The following is a 15,570-nucleotide window of genomic DNA, read 5'->3' as shown; positions in this document are numbered from 1 at the left end:
AGCGGCGTTTGAAGGGCTCGCTGAAGCGCCGCGTGTACTTCTGCTTCAGGGTGGGCTGTTCTGAATTTGATGACATAATCGATGTGTACGATTGTGTCAAGCTATTTCAGGTATGGACATACACCCCCCAAGGCTCAGCTCGCTGCGCTCGTCGCAATTACTTACCACAGAAGGCACGGAGGAACACAGAGGGTTTTGTTTATTCCGGCCATAGTTCTCTGTGCCTCCGTGGTGAAAATAAATCGGGTCTGGAGACCCTCCGCCCGGTATGCACGAGCGTAGTGAGCAGAGGCACAAATTGTCCATGGTACTTTGGAAATGGTAAATGGTAAATTTTACCGGCCCTGGAAGGGACGGCCACAAATTAGCGTGGTCAATTGCGAGGGAACCGAGGAATGGGCCTCGCGGGGATAAGGAGTGATACCTTCCATAATAGCAGTAAAACCGAGTCTCCTTCATAGTGGACGTACGGAGATATGTGATTCTCGATTCTCGATACTTGATTAGCTGCGCTGCTGCCTTCGGCGGTTAGCTACCGCACGGCTTTGCTCGCTCCGCTCGTGGTCGGGTCTGGAGACCCTCCACCCGGGTGCGTACGAACGCAGTGAGCAGAGCCGCCAATTGGAAATGGTACTTTGTACTTCGTAAATGGTAAATTTTACCGGCCCTGGAAGGGACGGCCACAAATTAGCGTGGTCAATTGCGAGGGAACCGAGGAATGGGCCTCGCGGGCATTAGGTGGGAATTCCCCGCGGCGGCAATACCATAACGTCGCGTTCAAATCGGACGTTAGGAGATATGCGATACTCGATTCTCGATACTTGATTCTCGATTTAGCTGCCGCACGGCTCAGCTCACCACGCTCGTCGCAATTACTTACCACAGAAGGCACGGAGGAACACAGAGATTATTGGGGGGCTCCCTCCACGGCGCTCTGTGGACCTCCGTGCCTCCGTGGTGAAAACAAGTCGGGTCTGGAAACCCTCCACCCGGTGCGCACGAGCAAAGCGAGCAGAGCCGCAAATCGGAAATGGTATTTCGTATATGGTAAACGGTAAATTTTACCTCTCCCTACCCCTCTTCCCCCAGCAAGGAAAAGGCATACAATATCTCCCGGCCGATCTGCCGGGTGCGGGCGTCGTAGGTCTCGGCTTCGGCGGGGCTTCCGTCGGCCGCCTTGGGGTCTTCGTAGGTGAGGGGCAGCCGCAGGGAGGCGCCGGGGATAAAGGGACAGTTCGCGTCGGCCTCCGAGCAGGTCATCACGGCGGCGAAGTCGCCGGTCGGATTCGCCGGGTCATCGTAGGTCTTCGAGTAGCACAGCAGGGCGGGGCGGTCCTCCGCGTAGTGCACCCCGTAATGGGGGTTGTCCCCGCCAGGGTCATCCACCCGGAAGCCGATCCTTTCCAGGGCGGCCACGGCGCGGGGATTGAAGGCCGTGGCCTCCGTGCCGCCGGAGTAGGTCTCCACCCCGGAGATCCCGAACCACTCGGCCGCCACCGCCGCCCACACCATGGCCAGGTGGCTGCGGCGGGAGTTGTGGGTACAGATGAAGTTCAGCCGCACGGTGCCCTCCCCCCGGCGGTCCCTTACGTAATCGGCCAGTCGGGACAGCCGCGCCCGGCGTTCAGCGTCGATCCGGTCGGTTTCCGTGAGCATCGCCTGGATTGAGGCCGCCAGTTTCGGGTACATCATTGCCATTTTTTTGCGCGGACGCGGGTGCCGGAAAATAGGCAAGTGCCAACTCCGATTCCTGTACCCGGTGGATTTATACAAATATAGCTTTATTGCTATGAAAGGAGGCCACTGCCCCGATCGGTTGCGCCGGGATTTCCGACCGCCACGGCACCCGCGCGCCGCCGTCGAAATTGAGCCGTAAATTGCCCCCGCCCGAGCAAAGCAAGGAACAAATGCTAAACCCTTGAACCGGCCCGAGCGAAGCAAGGGATAAATGTCAGACGATTGACCCCTTGACCCCTTGTACCCTTGACCCCTTGCCCCAGCGAAGCAAGGAACAAATGCCAGCCCCTCTAACTACTCTACCTCCTCTCTAACCCCTCTACCTCCTCTAACCCCCCTACCTCCTCTAACTTGGAAACCACAGAACTCCTAAAGCGCGTACGCCGCATCGAGATCAAGACGAAGGGACTGAGCAGCCAGATCTTTTCCGGCGAATACCACTCAGCCTTCAAGGGCAGGGGCATGTCGTTCTCGGAGGTGCGCAACTACCAGTATGGCGACGACGTGCGCAACATCGACTGGAACGTGACGGCCCGCTCCGGGGAGCCCTACGTGAAGGTGTTCGAGGAGGAGCGGGAGCTGACGGTGATGCTGCTGGTCGACATCTCGAAGTCGAGTTTCTTCGGCACCGTAAAGCAGCCCAAAAATGAGCTCATCACCGAGATCTGCGCGGTGCTGGCCTTCTCGGCCGTCAACAACAACGACAAGGTGGGGCTGCTGCTCTTCAGCGACCGGGTGGAGAAGTTCCTGCCCCCCAAGAAGGGTAGGGGACACATCCTGCGCATCATCCGCGAACTCATCGACACCCGTCCCGAGGGCAGCGGCACCGACATCGGCATGGCCCTCGACTTCTTCACCAATATGGTCAAGAAGCGCAGCATCTGCTTCCTCGTGTCCGACTACCTGGCCACCGGCTACGAACGCTCGCTGCGGCTGGCCGCCCGCCGTCACGACCTGGTGGGCCTCCACCTCTTCGACCCCCGCGAACGGGAGCTGCCCCCCGTGGGACTGCTGCGCGCCCAGGACGCCGAAAGCGGGGAAACCCACTGGATCGACACCGACAGCAAGCGCATCCGCGACCGCTACGCCGGCTGGTACCACGAGAATATGGACTACTTCAAAACCGCCTTCCAGCAAAGCGGCGCCGATACCCTCAGCGTGGAAACCACCGAGGATTACGTGAAGGAACTGCTGCGGTTCTTTCGGCGGCGCGGTTGAGATTTATGATTTACCGCTTGCCTCGCTCGCGGGGCGGGCGGGGATGGATGAGGCATTCTGCGTGAAACCGGCACCCGCGCGCCGCCGCCGAACAAGGCCGGAAGTGCAGGTATTTACCAATACACTAACTTCCGCCCCATGAATATCGCCCTGGCCCAGATCAACGTACACGTAGGAAACTTCGATGCCAACCTGAAAAAGATGCTCGACTACACCGAGCGCGCCAAAAAGCAGGGAGCGGACATCGTGGTGTTCCCGGAACTGGCCACGGTAGGCTACCCGCCGCGCGACTTCCTGGAGTTCGACGACTTCATCGACCAGGCCCACCTCGTGGTCGAGCAGTTAGCCAAGGCCGCCGACGGCATCGCCATCATCGTGGGGTCGCCCACCCGGAACCCCGTAGTGGAGGGCAAGGACCTCTACAACAGCGCCTACTTCCTGGCGAACGGCCGCATCCAGCAGGTGCAGCACAAGACGCTGCTGCCCACCTACGACATCTTCGACGAGTACCGCTACTTCGAGCCCGCCGCGGAGTGGAACGTGGTGCGCTACCAGGACAAGACCTTCGCCATGATCGTCTGTGAGGACAGCTGGAACGTAGGCAACGAGAACCCCCTGTACAAGATCAATCCGATGGACCTGCTCATGGAGCACCAGCCGGACTTCATCATCAACATCTCGGCCTCCCCCTTCTCCTACGACCACGCCCCCGAACGGGTGATGGTGCTGCAGGCCAACGTGGACCTGTACAATATGCCGATGTACTACGTGAACCACGTCGGCGCCCAAACCGAACTGATCTTCGACGGCGGCTCGCTGGTCATCAACCAGCACGGCGAGGTAGTGGACGAGATGCCCTACTTCGAGGAATGCCTGCGGGTATACAACACCGACGAGGTGGAGGACGGACAGGAGATGTCGGGCGAACGCCCCCGCGACAAGATGACACTGATCCACGACGCCCTGGTGATGGGCATCCGGCAGTACTTCCAGAAACTGGGCTTCAAGCGCGCCCTGCTGGGCCTGAGCGGCGGCATCGACTCGGCCCTGGTAGCCGTGCTGGCCGCCCGCGCCCTCGGCCCGGAGAACGTCCGCTGCGTACTCATGCCCAGTCAGCACAGCAGCGACCACAGCGTAAACGACGCCCGCCAGCTGGCCCAGAACCTGGGGTGCCAGTACGATATCGTGCCCATCGAGAGCGTCTACCACAAGTATATGGACCTGCTGGGGCCCCACTTCCTCGGGTACCAGTCGGGACTCGCCGAAGAAAACCTACAGGCCCGCATCCGCGGCATGATCCTGATGGCCTTCAGCAACAAGTTCGGCAACATCCTCCTCAACACCAGCAACAAGAGCGAGATGGCCGTGGGCTACGGCACCCTCTACGGCGATATGGCCGGCGGACTGAGCGTAATCGGCGACGTCTACAAGACCGAATGCTTCGAACTGGCGCGCTTCATCAACAAGGACGGTGAGGTGATCCCCGACAACATCATCACCAAACCCCCGAGCGCCGAACTCCGCCCCGACCAGCTCGACAGCGACAGCCTGCCCCCCTACCCGGAACTCGACGCCATACTCTACCAGTACATCGAGCTCCACAAAAGCCCCCAGGACATCATCGAACAGGGCGCCGACCCGCTGCTGGTGCAGAAAGCCCTCCGCCTGGTCAACATCAACGAATTCAAACGCCACCAGACGGCCCCGGTGCTGCGGGTGAGCAAGAAGGCCTTTGGGATGGGGCGCCGGTTTCCTATTGTGGCGAAGTACCTCAGTTAGAGGAGGTAGAGGGGTTAGAGGGGTTAGAGGGGATCGCATTTGTCCCTCGCTTTGCTCGGGCCGGGGGCGATTGGTCAATGGGTCAAGGAGTTAATGGGTCAATAGTGAGACATGTGTCCCTCGCTTCGCTCGGGCAGGTGCGACACGTATACGCCTCGGTTTGGTTGGTGTGTAGATGTTCCTTTCTGGAAGGGCAATACGGTTCATTGCTGAAATCCTGTTGGCTGTGGCACAAATCCTGTGTGAATTTTGCGATCTCTCCTTCTGCGATATCTTTAGCCCTGGCGATCTGCTCACCTTTTGCGTAGCTTCCGGCATTGGTCAAGGTACCGCACGAGCTTTGCGATGCTTGGTGGAGTAGTCCCGACCCGAGCGAAGCGAGGGGTGATTGAAACGTACCTGCCCGAGCGAAGCGAGGGATAATTGAACCGCAATTGACCCCTTAGCCCCCTGGCCCCTTAATCCCTTGTGAACCCGACCCGAGCGAAGCGAGGGGAAAATGGCACCCTCTAACCCCTCTCTAACTCCTCTATCTACCTTACTAATTGGAACCCCTAATCACCAACGACGCAGTAGTCTTCGGCATCCTCCTCGTCATCCTCGCGCTGGTCTTCACCACGGCCAACAGTGAGCGGCCTTTCTGGAAGACCTTCTATACCTACGTGCCGGCGCTGCTGCTGTGCTACTTCCTGCCGGCCTTGCTGAACTGGCCGCTGGGCATCATCGCCTACGACTGGTACGAATACGGGGTGATCGACGCGCTGGCCCAACGGGGAGTGACGCTGCCCAACGGGCTGTCGTTCGGGGAGATCAACCGCTACATTGAGGCGCAGGGACTGGATCCGGCTGACTTCAGCGCCTACACCGGCCACAGCCAGCTGTACTTCATGGCGAGCCGCTACCTGCTGCCGGCGAGCCTCATCCTGCTCTGCCTCAACATCGATATTCCCGGCATCATCAACCTGGGGTACCGGGCCATCGTCATGTTCCTGGCGGCTACCGTGGGCATCGTGCTGGGCGGGCCGGCGGCGCTGCTCATCGTTACCTATTTCTTTCCGGGGCTGATCAACCTGGATCCCGACCTGCTCTGGCGGGGACTGAGCACCATCGCCGGTTCCTGGATCGGCGGCGGGGCCAACCAGGCGGCCATGCAGATCATCAACGAGGTGCCGCCGGGCATCTTCGGACAGATGATCGTGGTCGACGTGCTCGTGGCCAACATCTGGCTGGCCTTCCTCCTCTTCGGGGCCGGGCGGGCCAAACGCATCGACCGCTTCATCGGGGCCGACAACAGCGCCATCGACGAGCTGGTGCGCAAGATGGAAGACTACGCCGACCAGGTGCGGCGCATCCCCACCAGCGTGGACCTCTACAAACTGCTCGGCGTGGCCTTCGGCGGGGTAGCCCTGGCCCACTTCGGGGCCGACCTGCTGGCGCCCTTCTTCGGTCGCTTCGAAGCCACCCTGGAAGCCCTGCGGCTGAATACCCTCACCAGCGGATTCTTCTGGATGGTAGTGCTGGCCACCACCTTCGGCTTCCTGTTCAGCTTCACCCGGGCCAGGCGGCTCGAGGGGGTAGGGGCCAGCAAGTGGGGCGGCATCTTCATCTACATCCTGGTGGCCACCATCGGCATGCAGATGAACATCGGCGACGTGCTCGACAACCTCGGCCTCTTCGCCATCGGCCTCATCTGGATGCTGGTGCACATCACCGTACTGCTCGTCACGGCCTACCTCATCAAGGCGCCCTTCTTCTTCGTAGCCGTAGGCAGCCAGGCCAACGTGGGCGGAGCCGCCAGCGCACCCGTGGTGGCCAGCGCCTTCAACCCCGTACTGGCACCGGTGGGGGCCATCATGGCGGTCATCGGCTACGCCCTGGGCACCTACGGCGCCCTGCTCTGCTCCTACCTGATGGAGCTTTCGGTGAGCTAGCGATTGGCGCCGGGGGGCTGCTTTTCCTTCGCGAGCAAGTCCTCCAGTTCCGCCACCATTTCCGGGTGCCGGGCGTAGTGATTCACCCGTTGGGCCGGATCCTGCCGCATGTTGAAGAGGATGCCGGGGGTGTCGAATTCCTCGTGCCCGGTCAGGGTGCTGAAGAAGTCCGGCGGATTCCGGTGGCCCCCGCTCGCGTCGTCGATGTAGAGCCAGTCGCCCTTCCGGATGCCCCATTTGGAGGCGTAGGTATTGTGCACGAGCACCTCCCGGATGGGCGCTGCGGGCGATTGTCCGGCCAGTACCGGCGTGAAGTCCCGGCTGTCCGGGCCGGCCCCCGATGGCAGCGGCACCCCGGCGGCGGCGGTCAGGGTAGCCATCAGGTCGATCTGGGAGATCAGGGCGTCCGATACCGTGCCCGGCGCTACCCGCCCCGGCCACTTCACGATCATGGGCACGTGGTGGCCGCCTTCCCATACGTCGCGTTTCAGTCCGCGGAATTCCCCCATGCTGTAGTGGCCGTAGGTCCTGGCCCGCTCCCAGGCGTAGGCTTCGGGGCCATTGTCCGAGCTGAAGACCACGATGGTGTTCTCGTCCAGTCCGCGCTCGGCCAGGGCGTCGATGAGCTGCCCGGCTACCCAGTCGGTCTGCACCACGAAGTCGCCGTAGGCCCCGGCTTCCGAGCTGCCGTCGAAGGCATCGTTGGGGATTATGGGCGCGTGGGGGGAGGGCAGGGCGAAGTAGAGAAAGAACGGTTCATTTTCGTCGCGGGAGGCGATCCAGTCCACCGCCTTTTCGGTCAGGGTGGGCAGCACCGTGTAGGGGTTCCAGTCCTCCAGCTTCGGGCCCGGCCGGAATTCCCAGCGGCCCTCCTTGGTGTCGTAGCCCACGGAGTCGGGGTCCATCATGGCGGTGGGCGTTTCCAGTACCCGGTCGTTCTCGATCCAGGTGTAGGGGGGGAAGTTGATGGTCCCGTCGCCGAAGTAGTAGTCGAAGCCCCGGGCCAGCGGTCCGCCACCAACGGGCCGTTCCCAATCGATGTCTTCGGGGCGGTACACCTCCCGCAGCTTGCCCCACTGCATGGCCTCCCCGGAGGGCGGCTGGGTGAAGTTCCAGTCCCAGCCCAGGTGCCACTTGCCGATGCAGGCGGTGGTGTAGCCCCCTTCGTTCAGCAGCTGGGGCAGGGTGACGTCGCCTTCCCGGAAGAAGGGCGGCCCGAAGGAGTTGACGATATCGTGCTGCCGCCGCCAGTGGTAGGTGCCGGTCAGGAGGGCGAAGCGGCTCGGCGAGCAGATGCCCGAGGAGCTGTGGGCGTCCGTGAAGCGCATGCCTTCCGCGGCCAGCTGGTCGAGGTAGGGGGTGGGAATTTTGGAGTCGGAGTTCTGGCAGCCCAGGTCGCCATAGCCCATATCGTCGGCGTAGATGATGACGATGTTGGGGGGTGGGGGAGGGCTGTCCGCCCCACCGAAGGCCAGCAACAGCAGGATGGCGCAGGCCAGCGGCAAACCCGCTTTCAGGAGATAGGTCCGTATCATAGCCTTAAGGTACACGTGCGGGTCGAATTGTCCGCGTATTGGCCATCGGTTGCAGCCCGGCACCCGCGGGTCGCGCCCGTACCGCTATTTTTGGCCCTTCCCGTTAACTAGTCGGCCCCAATCCCGTTGGACGGTGTACCTCCCCCCGACGGTCGGGCGGCCAACCACATCTATGAAAGACAGCATTCTCGTCACCGGCGTTTCCTCCGGCATCGGCCTCACCACCGCCCGCTACCTGCTGGAGCGCGGCTTTCACGTTTACGGTTCCGTGCGGCGGGGCGCGGGTCCCGGGGAACTCACCCAGATGCCGGGCTTCACGGCCCTGAATTTCGACGTTACCGACCGCCCTGCCATCCGCGCCGGGGTGCAGCGCATCCTCGACGACGGTCACCGGCTGGTGGGGGTGGTGAACAACGCCGGGGTGGCCATCTCCGGCCCCGTGGAGACCGTCAGCGAGGCCGAGTACCGCCGGCAGTTCGAGGTGAACGTCTTCGGACTGGTAGCCGTCATCCAGGAAACCCTGCCCCTGCTCCACGCCGCCCGGGAGGCCGGCTTCCAGTCGCGCATCGTCAACATCAGCAGCGTCAGCGGCTACCTGACCTCCCCCTTCATGACCTTCTACTCCGCCTCCAAGTTCGCCGTGGAAGCCCTCACCGACGGCCTCCGCCGCGAGCTCCTCGGCTCCGGCATCGACGTGATCAGCGTAGCCCCCGGCCCGGTCAAGACCCCCATCTGGTCCAAGGGGCGCGAGCAAACCGAAGCCTTCGAAGACAACCGCTACAGCCACATCCTGCCCAAACTCGGCCCCTACACCGAAGCCGCCGAAGCGGGCGGCGTAGAACCCGAAGTGGTCGCCGAGGCCATCTACCGCGCCCTCACCGACAAAACCCCCGAACCCGGCGTCCTCATCATGCGTAAAAGGTGGATCGCCAAACTGCTCCGCCTCACCCCCAAGCGCTTCCAGGACAGATTCTTCACCAAACGGCTGGCCGCGAACCGCAGGTTCTAGTCCCAACCAGCAACCATTCAACCAGCAACCAGCCCACAAAACGAACACCCCGCCAGTGGGGAGGCCCCATCGCCCACCGGGCCGCAACCAGCTCACCAGCAACCAGCCAACCAAACGAACACCCGCCAGTGAGGAGGCCCCAACGCCCACCGGGTACCAACCAGCTCCCCAGCAACCAGAAAACCAGCAACTAGGCAAACCAGCAACCAGCCAACCAAACGAACACCCCGCCAGTGAGGAGGCCCCAACACCCACCGGGCAGCAACCAGCTCACCAGCAACCAGAAAACCAGCAACCAGAAATCCAACATGCTCCTAACCCTCCAGGATATCATGGCCCGCCCCGCCGCCTACCGCCGCGACCTGCTGAACACCCTGCCCGGGCCGCGGGGAGTGCACCTGATGGGGACCCGGGGGCACAAGGGTACGGAGAACCTGGCCGTCTTCAGTTCGGTAGTGCACGTGGGGGCCAGTCCGCCGTTGCTGGGCTTCATCCTGCGCCCGCTCACGGTGCCCCGCCACAGCTACCACCACCTGAAGGCCACCGGCTGGTTCACCCTGAATACCCTGCACCCGGAAATCCTTGACCCGGCCCACCAATCGAGCGCCAACTATGCGATCACGGAATCGGAGTTCGCGGCTACCGGACTTACGCCGGAGTATACCGACCAATGCCGGGCCCCCTACGTAAAGGAGAGCGCAATCAAGATCGGGCTGACCCTCGAGGAGGAGCACCAAATCCGCGCCAACGGAACCCTCTTCATCGTTGGCCGCGTACAGGAAATCATCGTGCCGGACCACGCCGTGGCGGAATCCGGTCACGTGGACCACGCGAGCCTGCAGACGCTGACGGTCGCCGGCCTCGATACCTATTACCGGGTGGAGCAGCCCGTCCGCAAGGCCTACGCCCGCCCCCACCTAAAACCGTAGACCCATGAAAGTTATCCTGTCACTACTCTTCCCCTTCCTGCTGTTCACCGCTTGTGGTTCGGAGGAAAGCCCGTCCACTCCGGAACCCGACGCCGCGGGCGTCACCGAACCCGCCCCCGGCACCCGTCCCCAGCCCGTAGTCTCCGGCGACATCACCTACCGCCTGCTTACTTTGGAGGAATTCCGCGACGTGGAAGGGTGCACCTTCCTGCTCTGGCCGGAAGGGGCGGCCGAGGAGCAGTACCTCTACGGCTTCAACTACGGGGAGGGGCCCGCGGAGGGCCACTTCGACGGCCAGTTACAAACCCTGGAAACCGTCAGCGAGGATGATGGCAATGAAAGCGGCCCTGTTACCTTCGTCCACGCCAACGACGAATTCGAGGTCACCACCACCGTTACCCGCGAGCGGCAGGTCGACAGCGAGCTCTGGGAAGTATCCGGCACCGTCACCATCCGCAACCGCCAGTCCGGCGCCACCCTCAAGGTGCGGGTGCTTGGCGAACAGGGCTGCTAGTACGCTGGAGGGAGGGGGGAAGAATTTACCATTTACGAAGTACAGAATTACCATTTACAATTTGCGGCTCTGCTCGCTCCGCTCGTGCACACCCGGGTTGAGGGTCTCCAGACCCGATAACGAGCGTAGCGAGCAGAGCCGTGCGGTAGCCAACCGCCGAAGGCAGCAGCGCAGCTAATCGAGAATCAAGTATCGAGAATCGAGAATCGCATATCTCCTAACATCCGATTTGAACGCGACGTTATGGTATCGCCGCCGCCGGGGGAATCACACCTTATCCCCGCGAGGCCCATTCCTCGGAATTGACCCCGCTAATTCGGGGGCCGTCCCTTCCAGGGCCGGTAAAATTTACCATTTACGAAGTACAAAGTACCATTTCCGATTTGCGGCTCTGCTCGCTTTGCTCGTGCCCACTCGGGCGGAGGGTCTCCAGACCCGACCACGAGCGTAGCGAGCAAAGGCGTGCGGTAGCCAAATCGAGAATCAAGTATCGAGAATCGAGTATCGCATATCTCTTAACGTCCTATTTGAACGCGACGTTATGGTATCGCCGCCGGGGGCATCACACCTTATGCCCGCGAGGCCCATTCCTCGGAATTGACCCCGCTAATTCGGAGCCGTCCCTTCCAGGGCCGGGAAAATTTACCATTTATAATTGGCGGCTCTGCTCGCTACGCTCGTGCCCACCCGGGTGGAGGGTCTCCAGACCCGATTTATTTCCACCACGGAAGCACGGAGGTACACAGAGCGCCATGAAGGAATTCCCCAAGAATCTCCGTGTCCCTCCGTGCCTTCTGTGGTGGGTAATTCCGACGAGTGTAGCGAGCTGAGCTGTGCGGTAGCCAAATCGAGAATCGAGTATCGCATATCCCCTCAGCTTCCAACAACATCCGATGTCCACGCCGCACCCGGGTTGAGGGTCTCCAGACCCGATTTATTTCCACCACGGAGGCGCAGAGAACTATGGCGGGAATAACCAAAGCCCTCCGTGTCCCTCAGTGCCTTCCGTGGTAAGTAATTCCGACGAGCGGCGGCGAGCAAAGCCGTGCGGTAGCCACATCGAGAATCAAGAATCAAGAATCGAGAATCGCATATTCCCTCAGCATCCGATGTCCAAACGCAACGCCGTGCAAAGCCCACTCCTAAATCAAAATTCGTCAAGTCGTAAATCAATCTATCCTTTCCCCACCGCGTTATCTCGTTGAGTCCCAAACGACACCGCCATGTCTTTACGCAAACGCGCCCTGTACACCGCCCTCGCGGCGGTGGTATTTCTTGGCCTGACGGCCGCCTCCGTGAGCCCGGTGAACGACAAGTTCTTCGAGATCATGAAGGCCATCGAGGTGTACACCAATGTGTACAAGGAAGTGAACACCTACTACGTCGACGAAATCGAGCCCAACAAGCTGATGCGCACCGGCATCGAGGCCATGGTGGGCTCCCTGGATCCCTATACCAACTACATCAGCGAAACCGACGTGGAAACCGCCCGGCTGCGACAGAGCGGACAGTACCAGGGCATCGGCGCCGAAATCGAGTACATCGACGGGCTGCCCACCATCCTGATGCTGTACCGCGACCAGCCTGCCGACGAGGCCGGACTGAAAACCGGCGACCGACTGATGGAAATCGACGGCCGGGAAACCGTAGGCTACAACCGCGAACAGCTGGAGGAGATCATGCGCGGCTTCCCCGGCACCGTGATGGAACTGACCGTGGACCGCCCCGGCGAAGGACTCAAGAAACTGAAACTCACCCGCGGCGACGTCGACATCCCCAACGTGCCCTACGCCGGCATGCTCGAGAATCAGGTAGGCTACGTGGCCCTGACCACCTTCACCCAGAACGCCGCCCGCAACGTACGCGAGGCGGTAACCAAACTGCGCGCCGAAAACCCCGACCTGAAAGGGGTAGTCCTGGACCTGCGCAACAACGGCGGCGGCCTGCTCAACGAGGCGGTCGACATCGTCAATATCTTCGTGCCCAAGGACGAACTGATCGTGACCACCAAGGGCAAGGTGCGCGACTGGAACCGCAGCTACTCCACCACCGGCAACCCCCTGGATACCGAGCTGCCCGTAGCGGTGCTCATCAACGGCCGGTCGGCCTCGGCCTCGGAGATCGTCTCCGGCGCCCTGCAGGACCTCGACCGTGGGGTGCTCATCGGCCAGCGCAGCTTTGGCAAGGGGCTGGTACAGAACATCATGGAGACCGGCTATGGCAGCCGGGTGAAGATCACCACCGCCAAATACTACATACCCAGCCAGCGCTGCATCCAGGCCATCGAATACCGCGACGGCAAACCCTACGACATCCCCGACGCCCAGCGGCCCGAGTTCAAGACCCGCGGCGGCCGCACCGTACTGGGCAGCGGCGGCGTGGCCCCGGACATTGAAGTCGACGTCCTCGGCAAGAACAACGTGGCCCAGGGACTGCTGGAAGAGTACATCATCTTCGATTTCGTCAACGAATGGGTGCGCGACCATCCGACCATCGATTCGGTGGCCGACTTCCATTTCCAGGACTGGGACCGCTTCGAGGCCTTCCTGAACCGGGCCGACTTCAGCTTTACCTCCAAGGCCGAGCAGCTGCTGGAGGAAGCCGCCGAACGGGCCGCTGAGGAGGGCTACGACATTACCGCCGACCTGGCCGCCATCCAGGAGCGGGTGGACCGGGAGCAGGCCGCCGCCATCGCCGGCCTGAAGGAGGAGATCATCGACATCATCGAGAAGGAGATCGCCGGCCGCTACTACTACCAGCGCGGACAGGTACAGATGGGCCTCCGCAATGACAAGGAAGTACAGGAAGCCATCGCAATCCTGAACGACCGCCAGCGGTACGATGACCTGCTGAGTAAGTAAGCAAGTCCGCAAAGCAAAACACCCCAGCCGCACCGTGTGCGACTGGGGTGTTTCCGTTTTTGGAAAGGCGGATGCCTTACATCTCGTCGATGTTTTCTCCGATGGCCGGCTTGCTGTTGCGCTGGTCGTCGGAAACGGTGGCCAGGTTACCCTCTTCGAGGCGCTTTCCGAGCCACCGCCGGGCGTCGGCGAAGGTGGGGAAGCAATGCTCGTAGGGAACGAGGCCGGGAATCAGGTTGATCCGTTCCATCATGTCGTGCACCTGCTCGTTCATGCCGGTGAAGACCACGGCAATGCCGCGGCTGTGCATGTCCATAATGGCATCCTCCAGGGCGTAGAGCCCCGACTGATCGATGTAGGGCACGCGGCCCAGGCGGATGATGACCACCTCCACCGTGGGCAGGTTCTGCACCATGGTCTGGAAACTGGACACGAAGCCGAAGAACAGCGGTCCTTCCAGGTGCTTGATGAACACCCGGTCGCCCAAACGCTGGATGAGGTCACCCTCGTCGGCCCAGGGCTTTTCGCGGCTGAATTCGGAGAGGGAGGAAGAGGTAGCTCCTTCTTCTACCGAATCGGCGGTCTTCTTCATGAAGAGCACGGCGGCCAGCACCATACCGATGGCGACAGCTTCGAGCAGGCCAACGAAGACCGTCAGCAGCAGTACCAGGATCATAACGACGGCGTCGCCCTTGGGCACGCTGCGCAGGTGGCGGAAGCCCTTGTAGTCGATGATACCAATTCCGACGGTAATGAGAATGCCGGCCAGTACGCCCATGGGGATGTAACGGACGATGCCGCTCAGGCCCAGCAGTACCAGCAGGAGGAAGAAACCAGCGATCATACCGGAGATCTTCGTTTTACCACCCGACTGTACGTTGATCACCGTACGCATCGTAGCGCCCGCGCCGGGCAGACCGCCGATGAAGGAGGCGGCCATGTTGCCGAGGCCCTGGCCAATGAGTTCCTGGTCGGGGTCGTGCTTGGTCTTGGTGATGTTGTCGGCCACTACGGAGGTGAGCAGGGAGTCGATCGCACCCAGCGCCGCCAGGGTGAAGGCGAATTCGATGATCCGCAGCAGCATGCCCGAGCCGAAGTATTCACTAAAAAAGCCGAAGTAGAAGGGCGGCAGTCCCTCCTGTACCTCCCCGATCACCGGCACCTGTCCGGGCATGAAGAAGTAGGCCACGATGGTCATGATGATCAGGGCCACCAGGCTGGACGGCACGATGGTCGTGATGCGCTTGAAGCCGTAGATGATGGCGATGGTGGCTAGGGCAAGAAAGAGATTCAGCCAGTTGATGCCGCCCGGGGTCGAGAAGGGGCGGTGGAGGTTGGAGATCGTACCCACGGTGCCGCCTGCACTGCGACTGGCCAGGCGCACGGCCCGGGCCTCGATATCCTGCTGGTCCACTTCGGAGAAGCGGCGACTGGTTTCCTCGATGACCGAAGCGTCCATCACGCCCTTCAGGGCGCCGTCGGCCTCCTCTTCGCGGATGATTTCCTCCAGGATCACCTCCTCGGCGTGGGGCATCTGCATGGCGATCAGCTCCTGGTCGTTGGCGGCGCTGTAGCCCAGGGCCGGGAATATCTGGGTGATGATGATGATCACCCCGATCCCGCTCATGAAGCCGGAAACCACCGGATACGGTATGTATTTTATGTACCTGCCCAGCTTGATGACCCCGAAGAGCATTTCGATCAGGCCGGCCAGGAAAAAGGTGGCCAGAATGATGGGCAGGGCCTCCGCCACGGTCTCGGCACCCGACTCTACCAGGGCGTTGGCGATGATGGCCGAAGAAACGACCGTCATGGGTGCGGTAGGGCCACTTACCTGGGTGTTCGTGCCCCCGAACATGGCGGCAACGATGGCGATGGCGATGGCACCGTAGAGGCCGGACATGGGGCCCAGGGCCGTCTGCGCACCGAAGGCCAGGGCCAGCGGCAGGGCGACGATACCGGCGGTCAGACCACCGAAAAAGTCTCCGCGGAGATTAGAGAAATCAAAAACAAAGGGGTTCTTCATGTTTCTTACTTATGCTAGTAAAGCTATCATT

At 61.6% G+C, this 15,570-nt stretch carries 10 protein-coding genes; 7 read left to right on the top strand and 3 right to left on the bottom strand.

Features of this window, described 5'->3' with window-relative positions:
- Nucleotides 1–1,071: 1,071 nt before the first annotated feature.
- Nucleotides 1,072–1,692, bottom strand: a complete 621-nt coding sequence (locus CGL56_RS12320) for a low molecular weight phosphatase family protein (RefSeq protein WP_245184253.1) — start codon at nt 1,690–1,692, stop codon at nt 1,072–1,074.
- Nucleotides 1,693–2,088: 396 nt separating this feature from the next.
- On the opposite strand from CGL56_RS12320, the gene CGL56_RS12315 reads away from it, so the two are divergent.
- The 3 genes from CGL56_RS12315 to CGL56_RS12305 all read left to right on the top strand — a co-directional run bounded on the left by CGL56_RS12315 (nt 2,089) and on the right by CGL56_RS12305 (nt 6,665).
- Nucleotides 2,089–2,955 (top strand): DUF58 domain-containing protein, encoded by an 867-nt coding sequence (locus tag CGL56_RS12315; protein ID WP_099106853.1) that lies wholly within the window; start codon nt 2,089–2,091, stop codon nt 2,953–2,955.
- A gap of 138 nt (nt 2,956–3,093) precedes the next feature.
- Nucleotides 3,094–4,734 carry an NAD+ synthase gene (locus tag CGL56_RS12310; RefSeq protein ID WP_099106852.1) on the top strand — a complete coding sequence of 547 codons (1,641 nt, stop codon included), beginning with the start codon at nt 3,094–3,096 and terminating at the stop codon, nt 4,732–4,734.
- 545 nt (nt 4,735–5,279) lie between these two features.
- The gene (locus tag CGL56_RS12305; protein WP_099106851.1) at nt 5,280–6,665 is read left to right on the top strand and encodes a DUF819 family protein; all 1,386 of its coding nucleotides are present in this window, start codon (nt 5,280–5,282) and stop codon (nt 6,663–6,665) included.
- Here CGL56_RS12305 and CGL56_RS12300 read toward each other — a convergent pair.
- Nucleotides 6,662–8,200, bottom strand: a complete 1,539-nt coding sequence (locus tag CGL56_RS12300) for a sulfatase family protein (RefSeq protein ID WP_099106850.1) — start codon at nt 8,198–8,200, stop codon at nt 6,662–6,664. The genes CGL56_RS12305 and CGL56_RS12300 overlap by 4 nt on opposite strands.
- Nucleotides 8,201–8,372: 172 nt before the next feature.
- On the opposite strand from CGL56_RS12300, the gene CGL56_RS12295 reads away from it, so the two are divergent.
- From CGL56_RS12295 to CGL56_RS12280, 4 genes are all read left to right on the top strand, one after another.
- Nucleotides 8,373–9,209, top strand: a complete 837-nt coding sequence (locus CGL56_RS12295) for an SDR family oxidoreductase (protein WP_099106849.1) — start codon at nt 8,373–8,375, stop codon at nt 9,207–9,209.
- 233 nt (nt 9,210–9,442) lie between these two features.
- Nucleotides 9,443–10,138, top strand: coding sequence for a flavin reductase family protein (locus CGL56_RS12290; RefSeq protein WP_245851976.1), 696 nt, complete (start codon nt 9,443–9,445; stop codon nt 10,136–10,138).
- A 4-nt stretch (nt 10,139–10,142) separates the two neighbouring features.
- Nucleotides 10,143–10,652: a hypothetical protein gene (locus CGL56_RS12285; RefSeq protein WP_099106848.1), complete on the top strand. Its 510-nt coding sequence runs from the start codon at nt 10,143–10,145 to the stop codon at nt 10,650–10,652.
- A gap of 1,223 nt (nt 10,653–11,875) precedes the next feature.
- A complete protein-coding gene (locus tag CGL56_RS12280; RefSeq protein WP_099106847.1) occupies nt 11,876–13,513 on the top strand; it encodes a S41 family peptidase in 1,638 nt (545 codons plus the stop codon).
- Nucleotides 13,514–13,589: 76 nt separating this feature from the next.
- Here the strand turns inward: CGL56_RS12280 and CGL56_RS12275 are convergent, their stop codons facing one another.
- Nucleotides 13,590–15,539 carry a SulP family inorganic anion transporter gene (locus CGL56_RS12275; protein WP_099106846.1) on the bottom strand — a complete coding sequence of 650 codons (1,950 nt, stop codon included), beginning with the start codon at nt 15,537–15,539 and terminating at the stop codon, nt 13,590–13,592.
- Nucleotides 15,540–15,570: the final 31 nt, after the last annotated feature.

Origin of the sequence: Neolewinella marina, assembly GCF_002631205.1 — a bacterium.
Taxonomy (GTDB): Bacteria; Bacteroidota; Bacteroidia; order Chitinophagales; family Saprospiraceae; genus Neolewinella; species Neolewinella marina.
This window is presented reverse-complemented; position numbering and strand designations above follow the sequence as displayed.